General features: G+C 59.7%; 11 protein-coding genes and 1 pseudogene. 8 read left to right on the top strand and 4 right to left on the bottom strand.

The genetic code is table 11. From position 1 onward, the window contains the following. Positions 1 to 126 precede the first annotated feature (126 nt). The 4 genes and pseudogenes from AB4P97_RS08760 to AB4P97_RS08745 form a co-directional block, all read left to right on the top strand. Positions 127 to 231, top strand: a pseudogene (locus AB4P97_RS08760) (DUF6124 family protein); the annotation flags it as partial. A gap of 125 nt (positions 232 to 356) precedes the next feature. Next, positions 357 to 1,139 (top strand): endonuclease/exonuclease/phosphatase family protein, encoded by a 783-nt coding sequence (locus tag AB4P97_RS08755; protein ID WP_042558998.1) that lies wholly within the window; start codon positions 357 to 359, stop codon positions 1,137 to 1,139. A gap of 199 nt (positions 1,140 to 1,338) precedes the next feature. Then, complete coding sequence (locus AB4P97_RS08750) at positions 1,339 to 3,891, top strand: autotransporter outer membrane beta-barrel domain-containing protein (protein WP_395602460.1); 2,553 nt, start codon at positions 1,339 to 1,341, stop codon at positions 3,889 to 3,891. Between the two features lie 320 nt (positions 3,892 to 4,211). After that, a complete protein-coding gene (locus tag AB4P97_RS08745) occupies positions 4,212 to 5,282 on the top strand; it encodes an autotransporter domain-containing protein (RefSeq protein ID WP_395602459.1) in 1,071 nt (356 codons plus the stop codon). A gap of 129 nt (positions 5,283 to 5,411) precedes the next feature. On the opposite strand, the gene glgB is transcribed toward AB4P97_RS08745, so the two are convergent. The 3 genes from glgB to AB4P97_RS08730 form a co-directional block, all read right to left on the bottom strand. Continuing rightward, complete coding sequence (gene glgB, locus AB4P97_RS08740; protein WP_395602458.1) at positions 5,412 to 7,643, bottom strand: 1,4-alpha-glucan branching protein GlgB; 2,232 nt, start codon at positions 7,641 to 7,643, stop codon at positions 5,412 to 5,414. A gap of 2 nt (positions 7,644 to 7,645) precedes the next feature. After that, positions 7,646 to 10,987: a maltose alpha-D-glucosyltransferase gene (gene treS, locus AB4P97_RS08735; protein ID WP_395602457.1), complete on the bottom strand. Its 3,342-nt coding sequence runs from the start codon at positions 10,985 to 10,987 to the stop codon at positions 7,646 to 7,648. A 143-nt stretch (positions 10,988 to 11,130) separates the two neighbouring features. Then, positions 11,131 to 13,128 carry an alpha-1,4-glucan--maltose-1-phosphate maltosyltransferase gene (locus AB4P97_RS08730; protein WP_395602456.1) on the bottom strand — a complete coding sequence of 666 codons (1,998 nt, stop codon included), beginning with the start codon at positions 13,126 to 13,128 and terminating at the stop codon, positions 11,131 to 11,133. A 218-nt stretch (positions 13,129 to 13,346) separates the two neighbouring features. On the opposite strand from AB4P97_RS08730, the gene AB4P97_RS08725 reads away from it, so the two are divergent. Next, positions 13,347 to 13,505, top strand: a complete 159-nt coding sequence (locus AB4P97_RS08725) for a hypothetical protein (protein WP_164488111.1) — start codon at positions 13,347 to 13,349, stop codon at positions 13,503 to 13,505. Between the two features lie 41 nt (positions 13,506 to 13,546). On the opposite strand, the gene AB4P97_RS08720 is transcribed toward AB4P97_RS08725, so the two are convergent. Beyond that, the gene (locus AB4P97_RS08720; RefSeq protein ID WP_042558993.1) at positions 13,547 to 14,080 is read right to left on the bottom strand and encodes an MgtC/SapB family protein; all 534 of its coding nucleotides are present in this window, start codon (positions 14,078 to 14,080) and stop codon (positions 13,547 to 13,549) included. Between the two features lie 122 nt (positions 14,081 to 14,202). Between AB4P97_RS08720 and AB4P97_RS08715 the strand changes: the two genes are divergently transcribed. The 3 genes from AB4P97_RS08715 to mapR all read left to right on the top strand — a co-directional run bounded on the left by AB4P97_RS08715 (position 14,203) and on the right by mapR (position 17,725). Continuing rightward, positions 14,203 to 14,451: a DUF3203 family protein gene (locus AB4P97_RS08715; RefSeq protein WP_047300913.1), complete on the top strand. Its 249-nt coding sequence runs from the start codon at positions 14,203 to 14,205 to the stop codon at positions 14,449 to 14,451. 195 nt (positions 14,452 to 14,646) lie between these two features. Continuing rightward, positions 14,647 to 16,089, top strand: a complete 1,443-nt coding sequence (ccoG, locus tag AB4P97_RS08710) for a cytochrome c oxidase accessory protein CcoG (RefSeq protein WP_047300934.1) — start codon at positions 14,647 to 14,649, stop codon at positions 16,087 to 16,089. A gap of 226 nt (positions 16,090 to 16,315) precedes the next feature. Beyond that, positions 16,316 to 17,725 carry a GntR family transcriptional regulator MpaR gene (gene mapR / locus AB4P97_RS08705; protein ID WP_042558991.1) on the top strand — a complete coding sequence of 470 codons (1,410 nt, stop codon included), beginning with the start codon at positions 16,316 to 16,318 and terminating at the stop codon, positions 17,723 to 17,725. Positions 17,726 to 17,799: the final 74 nt, after the last annotated feature.

Here is a 17,799-nt window from a genome sequence, read left to right as displayed (position 1 = left end):
CTCTGCGCCCCCCCCTCTTCGCCATCAATCCGGAGTTCCGTCACCCGACGCCCGCACCTTCCCCCGGTACGGCAGCGATACTGCTGAACGATGGCTGTGGAAAAGCGAAGGCCGATAAAAGTGCGGGTGCCAGCGTCACAACGCCGGACGCTGTTGGGGATTGCGCAACTGATCATGCTGGAAGAGTTGGCGGTGAATCGCGTGCTGGATAATCTGGAATTGCCGGGCTAACCCTCGGCACATCCCCCTCGCAACAGAATGGGGCAACTCCACCGGTGGGTGTGCGCATTCCGACGGAACTGCCGCCCCCACCCATCAGTCGCATGAACAGGCACTCAGGATTCAGAGGAGTAACCGTGTCCAGCGATCCCCAGCCTCACCTCGTCGACGCACCCGCCATTCATCGTCTGCGGGTGCTGACGGTCAATACCCACAAGGGTTTTACCGCGTTCAACCGGCGTTTCATCCTGCCGGAATTGCGTGAAGCGGTACGCAGCACTTCGGCCGATCTGGTGTTTTTGCAGGAAGTGGTGGGTGAACACGAGCGGCATTCGAACCGCTACAACGAATGGCCGCAAACGTCGCAATACGAATTTCTCGCCGACAGCATGTGGAGCGATTTCGCCTACGGGCGCAACGCGGTCTATCCCGACGGCCATCACGGCAATGCGTTGCTGTCGAAATACCCGATCCGCGAATACCGCAACCTCGACGTCTCGATCACCGGCCCCGAACGCCGTGGCCTCTTGCACTGTGTGCTGGATGTGCCGGGGCACGCTGAAGTGCACGCGATCTGCGTGCACTTGAGTCTGCTCGAAAGCCATCGTCAATTGCAGTTGCAACTGCTCTGCCAGTTGCTCGAATCCCTTCCGGACGACGCACCGGTGATTATCGCTGGCGACTTCAACGATTGGCAGTTGCACGGCAACGCCGCCCTCGCCCGTCGTGATTATCTGCACGAAGCCTTTGAGCGCCACCACGGTCGCCCGGCCAAGACGTATCCGGCACGGTTTCCTTTGTTGCGTCTGGACCGGATCTACCTGCGCAACGCCAGCAGTCATGACCCTCAGATCCTTGGCAACAAGCCCTGGACGCACCTGTCGGATCACCTGCCGCTGGCGGTTGAAGTGCATCTGTAACATTACATTGTGCAGGACCGTTCGTCAGACATGCTGTCCGACGCCGGGAAAACCTTCTACACCTGTAAAGGCCAAGGACAGCACTTTCATAACGTTAGGGTTCAGATCTCACGTAGTTCATCAGCAGTTCAGAGGTTTTTTAGATCAGGCACCCATCCAAGGATTAATACCCACTGGTTCCTCCATGGAAATTGCCAACATGCGATCTATAAATTCTTTGAAGGCTTTGCCACAGACTTTACTGCTGCCCGCTTCCATCCTGCTGCTCGTCAGCCCGCCGGCCTGGTCCGCCTGCGTGTTGACGCCCGGCGCCGGTAACGACACCTTCACCTGTGACAGCGGCACCAGCGGTTCACTGACCGACCTTGCGGGCAACAACAGCCTGACTCTCCCCACCAATGGCACAGGCCGGATCAACGGCAGCGTGACCTTCGGCGATGGTGCCGACCGCGTCGACATACACTCCGGCGTCATCACCGGCGCCGTCAGCCAAGGCAATGGCATTGATGATTTCGTGATGTCCGGCGGTTCGATAGGCTCTTTGGCTCAGGGCGACGGTCGCGACACCCTCCTGATGACCGGCGGTACCATCGTCGGTGCTTTCGAGGACGGCGATGTCGCGCGCATGACCGGCGGCAGCATCGGCCGGGTCGACATGAAGCTCGACAAAAATATTTTCGATCTGTCCGGCGGGCAGATTATCGGCAACCTGGTGACTGGTTTTGACACCGACACCATCATCGTCTCCGGCGGGCGCGTTGGGGGCAATGTCAGTGTCAGCGGCGGCAACGACAGCATCACCGTGACCGGTGGCGAAATCGGCGGCGAGATCCGCGCCAGCACAGGCAACGACACCTTGCTGTGGGACGGCGCAGGCATTATCCGCTCGGCAATCCTTATGGACGTCGGCAATGACAGCGCCACATTGCGCAACCTTGACGACAGCATTCTCGCGCTGACTCCCAGCGTCAATGGCGGTGTCGGTACCGATGTGCTGAATTTCGACAATACGCGCACAGCCCTGCCCGCGCGGTTTATCAACTGGGAAACCGTCAATCTGAGTAACAGTTCGCAACTGGATCTGGGCTCGAGCAGCCTGGTACTGGGCGACGCCGGAACCGGCAGTGGCGTGCTGAATGTCGATGCGAGCAGCGTTGTGCTCGCGACGCAAGGGGCTGTCGCTCCCGCAGTGGCCGGGCAAGCAGTGACGTTCAATAACGCTGGCACCATTGACCTCACCCGCAACAACAGCCGCACCGACGACACGCTCACGGTTCAGGGCAACTATGTCGGCAACAGCGGTCAGTTACTGTTGCAAAGTGTGGTGGCTGGCGATGATTCGCCGAGTGACAAACTGGTGGTCAACGACGGCAGCCTCGGCGGTGCCACGGTGATCAGCGTCAGCAACGTCGGCGGACTCGGCGCACTGACCCAGGCCAACGGCATCCAACTGGTGCAGGCGCAGGGCAGCACGGTCAGTACCGATAACGCGTTTACCCTCAGTGGCCCGGTGTCTGCCGGCGCCTACGATTACTACTTGTTCAAGGGCGGCGTGACTGCCGGTACGCAGAACAGTTGGTACTTGCGCTCAGCCGTGGTTGCGCCGCAGGTGATCAGCGTGCCGAACCCCGATCCAGCGTTGCCGCCGATTCTGGTTCCGGTAGTGGCCACCCCCGTCGCGGCAGCCATCACGCCTATTGCCAGCTCACCTGGCATACCCGGCGAACCTGCGCCTAACCCGGCGGCGCCGGCACTGCCTGTCCTGCCGGCGGCTGTGCCGGGCGCCGAGCCGATTCCTCTCTATCGTCCGGAAGTCCCGACCTGGTCGGTGCTGCCACCCGCTGCGGCGCAGTTGACGCTCAACGCACTGGGCACATTCCATGATCGTCAGGGCGATCAGCGCTTGCTCAGCGAGACCGGCGCCTTCGGTGCAGGTTGGGGTCGGGTTTATGGCAAAAACCTCGATCAGACCTGGGCCGGCACCGTTACGCCGCGCCTGGATGGCTCACTCAATGGTTTTCAGGTTGGCAACGACCTGTACAGTTTGCTGACCTCGGGTGGCCAGACCCAACGTCTCGGTTTCTTCGTTGGCCATAGCCGCTTGCAAGGTGATGTCGACGGCTTCAACGAAGGTTTTCAGAACAACAGCGCCGGCAAGGTCAAACTTGAGGGCGACAGTTATGGCTTGTACTGGACGCTGACTGATCCGTATGGCTGGTACATCGACACGGTGGTGATGGGCACCCGCTTTGACGGCGACAGTCATTCCGACCGCGGTGTCGAACTGGACAACCGCGGACATGCGCTGACGCTCTCGGCGGAAGCCGGTTATCCCTTTGCGCTCAACGACACCTGGGTAGTCGAGCCGCAGGTGCAAGTCATCCACCAGAAAATCTCCCTCGACAGCCAGGACGATGGCATTTCCCGGGTGTCGTTCGACTCCGACGACGCCTGGACCAGTCGCCTCGGCACGCGACTCAAGGGTCGCTATCAGGTCAGCGGTATGCCGCTGGAGCCGTATCTGCGTGCCAACCTGTGGCATACGTTCTCCGGCACCGATTCGGTGACTTTCGACGACAGTGATGTGATCAGCACCGAGCAAAAATCCTCAACGGCGGATGTCGGGTTCGGTGTGGTGCTGACCCTCGACCGCGCAGTGAGTGTCTACGCCAGCACCGATTACAGCCGCAATATTGACAGCAATGACTTGCGCGGCATGTCGGGAAACATCGGGATCCGCATTAGCTGGTGAACCTTCCGTCGGTAAGAAAATGCTCTGGGCCGGCGCTTTCGTTACGTTTTTCCATGCAAACAACCACTTAGTTATGTGCAGAAAAACAAACGCTTGCGTCGGACAATTTGCCACTACCGCTCATCGTTCAATTTCTTGACGCGCGCCCTTCACTCTTCTTATCTCTACCTTACTACCCCCGGAATCCTAACCGGGGCAAGCCTTCGGACTCTCGCGAAATCGAGCGCCCACGGTTTGCCTCGCTCCATTCGGTCGCCCCTCGTTCGGGGTAGGAGAGGCGCCACATCGAGATGCTGCATGCGCCCGCAAGGTAGACCTCCATGAAAACGTCAATCACCCCACACGAGATCAAAATCACTTTTTGCACAGTATCGAGTTCTATCTTGCTGTGCTCATCCATGGAGGCGCAGGCCGGTTCTGCGGCGGATGAAACGTCCCCTTGGTATCGAGAGAACGTCCCGGTGATGACCTTGCCCGCGACGGTGATCACCCCGGAGCCGCAACGCTTCAGCCAGCGCCCTGACCTACAAGACTCCCGCCTGATCACCGAAGACCTCGCGCCCGGAGCCTGGGAGCGGTTCTACGGCCAAATCTCCCGCCAGGCGCAAATCGACGTGCTGTCATCAGGTTTCGCAGTACCCGGCGGTGGCCATTCAAAAGGTCCTGCAATCCTGACACTGCAAAGCGGCAGCGGCGCCACCCAGACCATCGGTTTGATTGGCGGCGTCAACCAGATTCAAGCCAACGGCAACGGCCCGCTCACCAGTCGGGCCCTCGCCGCCCCGTCCACCGCCACCCTGAATCTGGAGGGCCAGAGCCTCGGCGCCTATTACAGCCTGACGGGGGCGCAAGGCTGGCACGTCGACCTCTCGGCCAGCGGTGGGCGAGTCAGTGGTTTCAGCCGCAATCAACAAGGTGCGCGGCAAGCCACCGAAGGCAGCGCGATCACCTTCTCGGTCGAGGGCGGCTACCCGATTGGCTTGAGCGAAAACTGGGTGGTCGAACCACAGGCGCAACTGATCAATCAACGCATCACCCTCGACACACCGTCAGCAGGTTCGGGCAATGCGTCGTCAAGCGACCTGACCTCCTGGAGCGGTCGCGTCGGCGCACGGTTGAAAGGCAGTTATGACTTGAACGGTTTGCCGGTCGAACCCTATGTGCGGACCAACCTGTGGCACACGGTGTATACCGGCAGCACGGTGACCCTGGACCAGGTCGACAAGATCAGCAGCAGTCGCAAGTCATCAACTGTGGAATTGGGACTGGGACTGGTGGCACGGGTGACACCCGTGGTCAGCCTGTACGTCAGCGCCGATTACAGCAGTGACGTCGATGACAATGATTTGAATGGGCTGATAGGCAGCCTTGGGGTGCGGATGCGTTGGTGATCTTCGGATCACCGTAGATCCCTGTGGGAGCTGGCTTGCCAGCGATGGCGCTGGATCATGCAACAGTGATGTTGAATGTCACGCCCTCATCGCGGGCAAGCCCGCTCCCACAGGTTATGCGGCGCCTGGCTAGCCCTGCGGTCGCAAGATCAACACCGCCAGCGGCGGCAGGTTCAGCTCCAGTGACATCGCCTGGCCGTGGCTCGGTACTTCTTCGGTAAACGCCCCGCCGCCGTTGCCATAGTTGGAACCGGCGTAGGTGTCGGCGTCGCTGTTGAGCAGCTCGGTCCAGCGCCCGGCAAACGGCACGCCAACGCGATACGCCTGACGCGGCACCGGCGTGAAGTTAGCCACCACCAACACGGGCTCGCCGTCCTTGCTCCAACGCAACCAGGCATAAACGCTGTTGATCGCATCGTCACCGATCAGCCACTGAAAACCCTGCGGCGCGTCATCCTGATCGTGCAGAGCCGGCACTTCGCGATACAAGCGATTGAGGTCGCCGATCAGTTTCTGCACGCCTTTGTGCTCGGAATACTGCAGCAGATACCAGTCGAGCTGTTGATCATGATTCCACTCGCGCCACTGACCAAACTCGCAACCCATGAACAGCAGCTTCTTGCCCGGATGGGTCCACATGAAACTCAGGTAGGCGCGCAGGTTGGCGAACTTCTGCCAGCGGTCGCCGGGCATCTTGTCGATCAGCGAATGCTTTCCGTGCACCACTTCATCATGGGAAATCGGCAGGATGAAGCGCTCGGACCATGCGTAAACCAGACCAAAACTCAGCTCGTTGTGATGATGGGCGCGGTAGACCGGGTCCTGCTGAATGTAATGCAGCGAATCGTGCATCCAGCCCATGTTCCATTTATAGGCAAAGCCCAGGCCGCCCTGCTGCGTACTCTGGCTGACGCCCGGCCACGCGGTGGACTCCTCGGCGATCACCAAGGCACCCGGCGCTTCGAGTTCAACAACATCGTTCAAGTGGCGCAGGAAGTCGATTGCTTCCAGGTTTTCACGTCCGCCATGGCGGTTCGGCACCCATTCGCCAGCCTTGCGCGAATAGTCGCGATAAAGCATCGAGGCCACCGCATCGACGCGCAGTCCGTCGATGTGAAAATGCTTCAACCAATGCAGCGCCGAGGCAAGCATGTAGCCATGTACTTCGGTGCGCCCGAGGTTGTAGATCAGCGTGTCCCAATCCTGATGGAAACCTTCCAGCGGATTGGCGTATTCATACAGCGCCGTGCCGTCGAACTGGGCCAGACCGTGGGTATCGGTTGGAAAGTGCGCCGGTACCCAGTCGAGGATCACCCCGATCTCGGCACGGTGGCAGGCATCGACGAATTCGCCGAACTGTTCCGGCGTGCCATAACGCGCGCTCGGGGCGAACTGCGAGAGCAGTTGATAACCCCACGAGCCACCGAATGGATGCTCCATGATCGGCATCAGTTCGATGTGGGTGAAACCCAGTTCCTTGACGTACGGAATCAGCCGTTCAGCCAGTTCCGGCCAGCTGTACTGGCGCGCCACTTCACCGAGATCATCCAGCTCGCATTGCCACGACCCTGCATGCAGCTCGTAGATTGACAGCGGCGCCGCATGTTTCTGCCGCTCGCGGCGGCTGTTCATCCAGTCCTGATCCTGCCAATTGACCTGCAATGGCGCGGCGACTTTCGACGCGGTGTCCGGCGGCAGGCTGGTGGCCAGCGCCATCGGGTCAGCCTTGAGCGGCAGAATCCCGTGAGCACCCAGTATCTCGTATTTGTAAAGCTCCCCCGCTTGCAGGCGCGGGATAAACAATTCCCAGACCCCGGAAGGATGGCGCAGGCGCATCGGGTGGCGGCGACCGTCCCAGACGTTGAAATCACCGACCACCGAGACCCGCCGCGCATTCGGCGCCCAAACCGCGAAACGTACACCGTCGACACCATCAACCGTTTTCAGTTGTGCGCCGAGGCAGGCACTGAGGTCACGGTGATTGCCTTCGGCGAACAGATACAAATCCATTTCGCCAAGCAACTGCCCGAAGCTGTAAGGATCCTCGGCAACCTGCTCACCACCGGCCCAACGGGTGCGCAAGCGATAGTGCCGCTCCACGTTGAAGTGGCCAACAAACAGCCCTGGCGTCTCGGTTTGCTCCAGCGCGCCGAGTTCTTCATCGCTGTCCTTGGCCAGCACGGAAACGCTTAGCGCACCGGGTAGATAGGCTCGAATGAACTGCCCGCCAGCGCCATCGCCGTGCGGGCCAAGAATGGAAAATGGATCCGGGTGTTCCGCACGTACCAGCGCGTCGATGTCTTTCGCCGACGGCAGTAACGCTTCTTTAGCGTGACCCTGTTCCTTGTTCGAGAAACTCATGACTACTCTCCACCAAGATCGGAAAAGGGTTTAAGCCCCGTCAATAACCCATACAAACCGTGCAACGGCACGGGCAGCCACGTGGGGCGATTTTCGGCTTCATAGGCCACTTCATAGGCCGCCTTCTCCAGACCGAACAACGCAAGCGCGGCGTCGGCACCTTCAGGATCCTGCCAGGCATGATCAAGACTAGCTGTCGCTTGGCGATATGCCTCGACAAATGCTGCACGCGCCTCAAGCAGATACCGCTGCGCCACCCGACGGCGAGCGTCTTCGGATTCCGAGCTGTGATCGACGTTGTGCACGTTGATGGTCATCGCTGCGGCGTAGTCGAAAGAACGCAGCACTCCGCTGACATCCTTGTAAGGACTGTGCTTGCCACGACGTTCGCTCAGTGGTCGCGCTGGCTCACCCTCGAAATCGATCAGATAAGCATCGCCCTTGATCACCAGCACCTGGCCCAGGTGCAAGTCACCGTGGACACGAATACGCAAACCACCGACGGCTTTTTTCGCCAGATCCTGCACATGGGCAAGGATGGTTTTCTTCTCGTCGAGTAGCCGTGCGACCAGTTTCTGATCCGCAGCACTGAGTTGCCCCTGATGTTGCTTCAAGAGTTTCAGCGCATGCTCGACCTGCGCCACGACATCCTTGCCGGTCGCCTGCATATCCTTGGCCGAACTCACCTGTGGCGCAAAATCGGCGTTGTCGGTCGGCGCAGCCAGCAACTGGTGCATCTCACCGAGGCGCTGGCCAAGCATACCGGCAAAATCCTTCAGCTCGCCCAAAGCGTTGTAGTGCTGATCCTGCTCGGACATGGAGTCGGCCAATTCATCGCGCAACGCCCGTTCGAGATTGTTCTGCGTCCATTCCCACGCATCGCCCTGATTGCTCAAATATCCTTGGGCGATCATCAGCAGGTTGTCTTCGCCCTTGGCGTCGCGACGGATCACCGAGCCCAGCAGCGGCGAGATATTGGCAAATCCGGCAGCGGTCAGGTAAGCGCTCATCTCCAGTTCCGGGTGTACGCCAGACGCTACTTTACGGATCAGCTTAAGCACCAGGCTGTTGCCGATCACCACGGAACTGTTGGATTGCTCGGCCGACAGATAACGCACTTCAGAGTCGGCACCCAGGTTGAGTGTTTCCAGATGTGCCGTCGGTGCGAAACGGATTTCGCCATCGGTCGATTCCAGCACGGTGTTGTTCTGCATGCCTTGCAGCACCGCATGGACAAACCCTTCAAGGCTGAAGGCGTCAGTGATCAAACCTACCTGACGAACCCGACGCACGCGGGCCAGTGCCAATTGCTGTGGCAACGGTGGACCGACGTAATCTTCGGCGATAAAGCCGAACGGCAGCTGATAACGGCTGGTCTGGCCGCCACTGGTGACTTCGATTTCGCTGAGCAACACGGGTTGCTGCGCATCGCCAAACCGCACGCCGTAAGCCAGATTGACCTTCTCGATCGCCGCATCCTTGCCGGCGAACCAGCGACGGTTTTGCAGCCAGCTCGGCAGAATGCTCTGCTCCAGCGTCGCGCGGGATGGCGCTTCGAGCAGCTCTTCCATGCGTTTTTTCAGCACGAGCGTGGTGAAGTCCGGCAGGCTCTGTACCGGTTCCACGTGCCAGCTCGGCATCTGGTTTTCGGTCGCCAGGGCGAACCAGTAGAAACCGTACGGCGCCAGGGTCAGGAGGAAATTCAACTGGCCAATCGGCGGAAAAGCATTACCGCCGAGCATTTCCACCGGCACCATCCCGGTGTAGGCAGACAGGTCGAGTTCCGCCGCCTGAGCACTGCGCGACACGTTGGCCACGCAAAGAATGATCTCGTGTTTGCCATCGGCATCGGTGAATTCGCGGGTGTAGGCCAGAATCCGTCGGTTGCTCGGCGAAAGCATTTTCAACGTGCCGCGCCCGAACGCCTTGGACTGTTTGCGCACAGCGAGCATGCGCCGCGTCCAGTTCAGCAGCGAGTGCGGGTCGCCGGCCTGGGTTTCGACGTTGACGGACAGATAACCGTATTGCGGGTCCATGATCGGTGGCAGCACCAGGCTGGCCGGATCGGCGCGGGAGAAGCCGCCGTTACGGTCGATCGACCACTGCATCGGCGTGCGCACACCGTCACGGTCACCGAGGTAGATGTTGTCGCCCATGCCGATCTCATCGCCGTAATACAGGGTTGGCGTGCCCGGCATCGACAGCAGCAGGCTGTTGAGCAACTCGACGCGACGACGGTCGCGCTCCATCAACGGCGCCAGACGTCGGCGAATACCGAGGTTGATCCGTGCGCGACGGTCAGCCGCGTAGTAATTCCACAGGTAATCGCGTTCCTTGTCGGTCACCATTTCCAACGTCAGTTCATCGTGGTTACGCAGGAAAATCGCCCACTGACAGTTGGCGGGAATTTCCGGGGTCTGGCGCAGAATGTCGGTGATTGGAAAGCGATCTTCCTGGGCCAGCGCCATGTACATGCGCGGCATCAACGGGAAGTGGAAAGCCATGTGGCATTCGTCACCATTCAGGCCTTCGGCGTCGGTATCACCGAAATACAGCTGAGTATCTTCCGGCCATTGGTTGGCCTCGGCGAGCAGCATGCGGTCCGGGTAGTTGGCGTCGATTTCGGCGCGGATCTGCTTGAGGACGTCATGGGTTTCCGGAAGGTTTTCGTTGTTGGTGCCATCGCGTTCGATCAGGTACGGAATCGCGTCCAGGCGCAGACCGTCAATGCCCATGTCCAGCCAGTAGCGCATCACCGACAGCACCGCTTTCATCACTTGCGGGTTGTCGAAGTTCAGGTCCGGCTGGTGTGAGTAGAAACGGTGCCAGAAGTACTGGCCGGCGACCGGATCCCAGGTCCAGTTGGACTTTTCGGTGTCGAGGAAAATGATCCGCGTTCCGTCGTATTTCTGGTCGTCGTCCGACCACACGTAGAAGTCTCGCGCCGCCGAACCGGGTTTGGCCTTGCGCGCACGTTGGAACCACGGATGCTGGTCGGAGGTGTGGTTGATGACCAGCTCGGTGATCACTCGCAAACCGCGCTTATGCGCCTCGGCGATGAAACGCTTGGCATCGGCCATGGTGCCGTAATCGCTGTGCACGCCGCGATATTCGGCGATGTCGTAGCCATCATCACGACGTGGCGAGGGATAGAACGGCAGCAACCAGATGGTGTTGACGCCGAGTTCGGCAATGTAATCGAGTTTGGCGATCAGGCCGGGAAAGTCGCCGATCCCGTCGTTGTTAGAGTCGAAAAACGATTTGACGTGAACCTGATAAATCACCGCGTCCTTGTACCAGAGCGGGTCTTTGATAAAGGTGGCTGCCTTGGGTTTCTTCGCCATGTGAAACTCCTGAAAAATTCGTTTCTGCACATGAATTGATCGTGCGAGTACCTGTAGGAGCTGCCGAAGGCTGCGATCTTTTTTGAAGCAAGATCAACAGATCGCAGCCTTCGGCAGCTCCTACAGGGGGGTTGTGCAATGCTTTATGTAGCGGTGATCCGCCAGATGCCGAACGGCTGATACGCCGGATCAAGGCGCATGAACTGGTACTTGCCATGCCAGTCCCAGCGGTGCCCGTTCATCAAGTCTTCGCCGTGCGTAGTCGCATCGTCCGGCAGGCCCATTTCCCACAACGGAAGCTCGAAATTCGCTTCCTGCACGTTATGCGGATCAAGGCTCACCGCCACCAGAATGAAATTGCTGCCATCGGCGCTGCGTTTGCCGAAATACAGAATGTTGTCGTTCCACGCGTTGTAGACCTGCAAGCCCAGATGGGTGTGCAGCGCGGGGTTTTGCCGGCGGATGCGGTTGAGCTGGGCAATTTCGGCAATGATGTTGCCCGGCGCATTGAAGTCGCGGACGCGGATTTCGTACTTCTCGGAATCGAGGTATTCCTCCTTGCCCGGTACCGGCGCCGCCTCGCACAGTTCAAACCCCGAATACATGCCCCACAGGCCCGACCCCATGGTCGCCAGCGCCGCACGAATCAGAAAGCCCGGGCGCCCGGATTCATGCAGGAACGCCGGGTTGATGTCAGGCGTATTGACGAAGAAGTTCGGTCGATAACATTCGCGCCACGGCGATTCGTTCAGCTCGGTGAAGTACGCGGCCAATTCGGCCTTGGTGTTGCGCCAGGTGAAATAGGTGTAGCTCTGGGTGTAACCAACCTTGCCCAGGCGCGCCATCATCGCCGGCGTGGTGAAGGCTTCGGCGAGGAAAATCACTTCCGGGTGCAGCGCCCGCACATCGGCAATCAGCCACTGCCAGAACGGCAGCGGCTTGGTGTGCGGATTGTCGACGCGAAAGATCTTCACGCCCTCCTCGACCCAGCCAATGACGATGTCCCGCAGCTCGACCCACAGACTCGGGATCGCGTCCGGCGCATAAAAGTCGACGTTGACGATGTCCTGATATTTCTTCGGCGGGTTTTCCGCGTATTTGATCGTGCCGTCCGGCCGCCAGTTGAACCAGCCCGGATGCTGTTTGAGCCACGGGTGATCCTGGGAACACTGGATCGCGAAATCGAGGGCGATTTCCAGACCATGATCGGCAGCCGCAGCCACCAGCCGACGGAAATCCTCACGCGTGCCGAGCTGCGAGTGAATCGCCTCGTGGCCACCCTCCTCGCTACCGATGGCGTACGGGCTGCCGGGATCATCCGGCCCAGCGGTCAGGGAATTATTGCGGCCCTTGCGGTGGGCGCGGCCAATCGGGTGGATCGGCGTGAAGTACAGCACGTCGAAACCCATGTCCTGAATCATCGGCAACCGAGAGTGCACGTCATTGAAAGTGCCGTGACGGCTGGGATCGTCGGTGATCGAGCGCGGAAACAACTCATACCAACTGGCGAACTCGGCCAGTTCGCGCTCGACATCCATGGGGAATTCAGCGCTGACACTGAGGTAAGCGCGGTGATCCGCCTGGGCCATCAGTTGCGCACTGCGCGAGTGCAGAAACAGCGCGACCTGCTCGGTTTCGAGCAGACCGGACAGTTCATGGTGCAGCGCGGCCAGTTGTTCGCTGAGCTGACCTTCACTGCGCTCGGCGGCGTGTTGCACCATGCTGCGACCTTCTTGCAGCTCCAGCGAAACCGGGACGGCGGCGTTGTGTTTCTTTTCCAGTTCGTACTGGAAACTGGCGAAATGGTCGATCCACGCTTCGACGCAATACACGAATCGCCCTTGGTGTTCCGGGCGGAAACTGCCACGCCAGCCGTTGTTGCCCAGCTCCGACATGACTTCGCTTTGCCAGGTTTCCTGACCTTCCTCGCGCCAGCGAATGCGCACGGCGAGCTTGTCGTGACCGTCGGCAAACACCTTGCTGGTAACGATCACGTCGCGCCCGGCAATCGACTTCACGGCGAACTGGCCGCCATCAAGAGTTGGCATAGTGTCTTCGATAACGATGCGAGGCAGCAGCAATGCCTGCGATAGCGGCATGTGCGGGTTATAGCTCAGCTCTGAGGGTTTTTCAGCAGTCATCGAGCATCTCTCCTTTACGCCCCAAGGACGCTCTTGTGCCGGTTCAGTCTTCACAACAAAGCACCTGCCCCGGAATGAACTCACTTAGGTTCCGAGCGACCGCGGCCGAGAAAAGTTCACAGCGATTTGTCTGTTTGAACCGGCGGATCGAATTCGTCGCGAGGTGGTCAATCCACTTAAGCACTTCTCACGCCATGTGCCACACGGAGGTCTACCTGATGAACAACCCGTTCCCGGCGGAAACGCCAGATCCGAACATCGACAACCCGACCATTCCTGAAACCGAGCCGCAACCGATCCCCGAGCAGGAGCCGCCAGGCACCACGCCGCCGCCCAAGGAAGAGCCTCCGACGACGATGCCGCCGGTGATCCTCTAAACCGAAACGATCGCTCCTACGCACAGTGTGGGAGCGATTGATTACAAGCGATCATCCTTCTGCTCATCCTTGTCAAAAGGCTGATCGTCCTTGTCGAAGATGCGCACGATCCTCGGCATCAGACTGAAAATCCCCAACGTCAGCAGGGTACTGAACAGTGCGGTCGCCTCCTTGCCCAACCCGGCTGCCACACCGATGGCTGCCGTCATCCACAACCCTGCAGCGGTGGTCAGGCCTTTGACGTGCCCTTCATCACCCTCCTGATTTTTCAGGATGGTGCCGGCGCACAGGAAGCCGATCCCGGCAATCACCCCCTGCAACACCCGGCTCATCGCGTCGGACTCTGCACCCGAGGTCTGTGGCACCAGCACAAACATTGCCGCACCCAGCGCCACCAGCATGTGCGTTCGCACGCCCGCAGCCTTGCCCTTTTGCTCGCGCTCGAAACCGAGAATCCCGCCAAGGATCGCCGCCACCAGCAGGCGCACGGTAATGCGCGTCAGTTGCGATGCATCACCGATGTCGGCGAATTCCGCTTGCAGCGTTTCCAGCACCTCTTCCCACCACGCGTTCATCGTCCAATCCTTGTTATGGCTATATAAGCGATGGACAGCGGCGACCATTAATCAGTTGCGCAGAACGATCTGCGAGTCCTGGGCCCTAACCTTTCAGATACCCGTGAAAAAAGGACCGCGTCATGACCGTTCGAATCGATGAAACCAATCCCGACTCAAAAGTGTGTTTTTTCACCGTTGAAAATGGCGAGGAAATTCGCATCTGCGACACCCTTGAGGTCCAGACAGATAGCGAAAAAGCCATGTCATTCGTAGAAATCGAAGCGCGGCGCGTCTACATCACCGAAGTAGAGGCCGACGCCTTGACTGTTGCAGGCGTCAAGGACGGGCGTAAGCATTTGAAGGCCGATACGAGTGATTCGGTGATTTGATTGACCTTGGTCAACACTTCGCGCAAACGTCTGGTTCAGGCGTTTGCGCCTTGGCCTGCGGGCTGCTTCAAGTTGTCGCAGGCGCTGCATCAAAGTTCATCTGATACGGTTTTTATTGAATTAGCTGAGTCTGTTATGCAAACAGATCGACACTCATAGTTCATCGGCCTGATGGAGGCTGATGAGCGAATGACCATGAGCGAACAAATCCCCGTCCGAACCGTAGAAGCAACCCCCACCATAGCTCCTCATATAAAAAAGGTGCCCGCACGCCCAATGAAGGCGACGGCCAAGTCCAGCGACAACCAGATTCATACCCGCAGTTTCACCGGCCTGTTCCGCACGCTGCGCATGAGCGGCGCGGGGTTTCTGTTTTTGCTGTTCTTTGGCACGGTGTGGTTGAACTGGGGTGGTCGTCAGGCTGTGTTGTGGGACCTCGCGGAAAGCAAATTCCATATCTTCGGCGCGACCTTCTGGCCGCAGGATTTCATCCTGCTCTCGGCCCTGTTGATCATCGCCGCGTTCGGCCTCTTCGCCATCACCGTGTTCGCCGGGCGCGTCTGGTGTGGTTACACCTGCCCGCAGAGTTCGTGGACGTGGATCTTCATGTGGTGCGAGAAGATCACCGAGGGCGAGCGCAACCAACGAATCAAACTGCAAGCCGCGCCCTGGGGCTTGAACAAACTGGCGCGCCGCGCGGCCAAGCACACCCTGTGGCTGGCGATCAGCGTGCTCACCGGCCTGACCTTCGTCGGCTACTTCACGCCGATCCGGCCGCTGGCCGAAGAACTGCTGACCCTGCAAATCGGCGGGGTCAGCTTGTTCTGGGTGCTGTTCTTCACCGCCGCGACGTACATCAATGCCGGCTGGCTGCGCGAAGCCGTGTGCATGCACATGTGCCCGTATGCGCGGTTCCAGAGTGTGATGTTCGACAAGGACACCCTGGCTATTTCCTACGACGTGGCCCGCGGCGAAAACCGTGGCCCGCGCAAACGTGATGTAAAACCGCTCGAGGCCGGGCTGGGCGATTGCATCGACTGCCAGTTGTGCGTGCAGGTGTGCCCGACCGGTATCGACATTCGTGATGGTCTGCAGATGGAGTGCATCGGTTGCGCGGCGTGCATCGATGCCTGTGATTCGATCATGGACAAAATGAACTACCCGCGCGGCTTGATCCGCTACAGTTCGGAGCGCGAATTGCAGGGCGGCAAAACACATCTGCTGCGGCCACGGCTGGTCGGTTACGTGGCGGTGCTGCTGGTGATGATCGGCGCACTGGCATTGGCCTTGGTGGAGCGGCCGATGGTGTCGCTGGACGTGACCAAGGATCGCGGATTGTTCCGCGAAAACGGTCAAGGTCAGATCGAAAACATCTACAGCCTCAAAGTCATCAACAAGACCCAGCAACGCCAGGATTACCGTTTGAGCCTGGTCGACGGTGAGGGCTTCCAGTTGCAAGGCAAAACCGAACTGAGCCTGGCGCCGGGTGAGATTGTCGATGTACCGGTGTCGGTGGCGATGACCACGGAGCGGCCGAGCAGCAGCTCGCAGACCTTGAGTTTCAAGATTGCCGACAGCGACGAACCTGAAGTTTATAGCGTGGCGAAAAGCAGGTTTGTCGCGCCGATGAATCGCTGAGTCGTTAGAATCTCTGCCCTCACCCCAGCCCTCTCCCAGAGGTAGAGGGGGCCGACCGAGGTGTCATTCGCTATGCATCGACCTGGGCGACCGAGTCGATTATGGGTTCAGAGAAGCGCGTACTTTCAACATTCAACACGGTCAGTCCCCTCTCCCTCTGGGAGAGGGTTAGGGTGAGGGGCAGTTGCCTGGCACCCCACACAGCCAACAAGCACCAAGGCCCTCGATGAAACGCTACGAAAAATTCGCCGAAGACATCGCAGAACTGATCCGCTCCGGCGTCCTGGGCCCCGGCCAGCGCGTGCCATCGGTGCGCTACGCCAGCCAGACTTACGGCGTCAGCCCGTCCACGGTGTTCCAAGCGTATTACCTGCTCGAACGTCGTGGTCTGATTCGCGCCCGGCCCCGCTCCGGTTACTTCGTCAACACCCATGCACCGAGCCCGTTCTCGGAGCCGGTGATCAGCAGCCACGTCAACGATTCCACCGAAGTCGATGTCAGCGAACTGGTGTTCTCGGTGTTGGAGTCGATCAAGGACCCAAGCACTGTGCCATTCGGCTCGGCATTTCCCAGCCCGACGCTGTTCCCGTTGCAACGGCTGTCGCGGTCACTGGCCAGCGCCGCACGGGAGATGGACCCGCGCATGGTCGTCACCGATATGTCGCCGGGCAACCCGCAACTGCGTAGACAGATCGCCTTGCGTTACATGGTCGGCGGTTTGATGCTGCCGATGGAGGAACTACTGATCACCAACGGCGCCCTCGAAGCGCTGAACCTGTGCCTGCAAGCGGTCACCGAACCCGGCGATCTGGTGGCCATCGAAGCCCCGGCGTTCTACGCCAGCCTGCAAGTGCTGGAACGACTGAAACTCAAAGCCGTGGAAATCCCCGTGCACCCGCGCGACGGTATCGACCTCGGCGTGCTCGCGCAGACGCTGGAACGCCATCCGATCAAGGCCTGCTGGTGCATGACCAGTTTCCAGAACCCGATGGGCGCGACCATGCCCGAGGCCAAGAAACAGGAACTGGTCGAACTGCTGCGCCGCCATCAGGTGCCGCTGATCGAAGACGACGTCTACGCCGAACTCTATTACGGCCAACAGGCGCCAAAACCGGCCAAGGCCTTCGATACCGAAGGGCTGGTGATGCATTGCGGTTCGTTCGCCAAGAGCCTGGCCCCCGGCTACCGCATCGGCTGGGTCGCTGCTGGGCGTTACGCGCAGAAAATCGAACGGCTGAAACTGATGACCTCGCTGTGCGCCTCGATGCCGGCGCAAGCGGCGATTGCCGACTACCTGCAACACGGCGGCTACGACCGGCACCTGCGTAAATTGCGCTATGCGCTGGAAGAACAGCAGAGCGCGATGCTGGCGGCGATTGCCCGGTACTTCCCGGCGCAGACGCGGGTCAGTCAGCCGGCGGGCGGCTACTTTTTATGGCTGGAATTGCCACCGCAGATGGATTCGTTGAAGTTGTTTCAGATGGCGCTGGCGCAAGGCATCAGCATCGCGCCGGGGCCGATTTTCTCGCCGACGCAGCGGTTCAGGAACTGTATTCGCTTGAATTACGGTAGCCCGTGGACCGAGGACTCGGAGAAAGCGATGGAGACGCTGGGGCGGATTGTGCGGTCGTTCTGAAAGTTTGAGGTTGATGGCACTGGCCTTATCGCTGGCAAGCCAGCTCCCACAGGATTCGATGTCGCTCACAAATT

The sequence above is a fragment of the Pseudomonas sp. A1230 genome (assembly GCF_044218825.1).
Classification (GTDB): Bacteria; Pseudomonadota; Gammaproteobacteria; order Pseudomonadales; family Pseudomonadaceae; genus Aquipseudomonas; species Aquipseudomonas iridis.
The sequence above is the reverse complement of the archived record's forward strand: the minus strand, read 5'-3'. Positions and strand labels throughout refer to the sequence as shown.

Coding starts and splice junctions, on each gene's coding strand:
- glgB (WP_395602458.1), bottom strand. CDS start 7,643: ATGAGTTTCTCGAACAAGGAACAGGGTCACGCTAAAGAAGCGTTACTG.
- AB4P97_RS08720 (WP_042558993.1), bottom strand. CDS start 14,080: ATGAACGCGTGGTGGGAAGAGGTGCTGGAAACGCTGCAAGCGGAATTC.
- ccoG (WP_047300934.1), top strand. CDS start 14,647: ATGAGCGAACAAATCCCCGTCCGAACCGTAGAAGCAACCCCCACCATA.
- AB4P97_RS08750 (WP_395602460.1), top strand. CDS start 1,339: ATGCGATCTATAAATTCTTTGAAGGCTTTGCCACAGACTTTACTGCTG.
- AB4P97_RS08730 (WP_395602456.1), bottom strand. CDS start 13,128: ATGACTGCTGAAAAACCCTCAGAGCTGAGCTATAACCCGCACATGCCG.
- mapR (WP_042558991.1), top strand. CDS start 16,316: ATGAAACGCTACGAAAAATTCGCCGAAGACATCGCAGAACTGATCCGC.
- AB4P97_RS08745 (WP_395602459.1), top strand. CDS start 4,212: ATGAAAACGTCAATCACCCCACACGAGATCAAAATCACTTTTTGCACA.
- AB4P97_RS08725 (WP_164488111.1), top strand. CDS start 13,347: ATGAACAACCCGTTCCCGGCGGAAACGCCAGATCCGAACATCGACAAC.
- treS (WP_395602457.1), bottom strand. CDS start 10,987: ATGGCGAAGAAACCCAAGGCAGCCACCTTTATCAAAGACCCGCTCTGG.
- AB4P97_RS08715 (WP_047300913.1), top strand. CDS start 14,203: ATGACCGTTCGAATCGATGAAACCAATCCCGACTCAAAAGTGTGTTTT.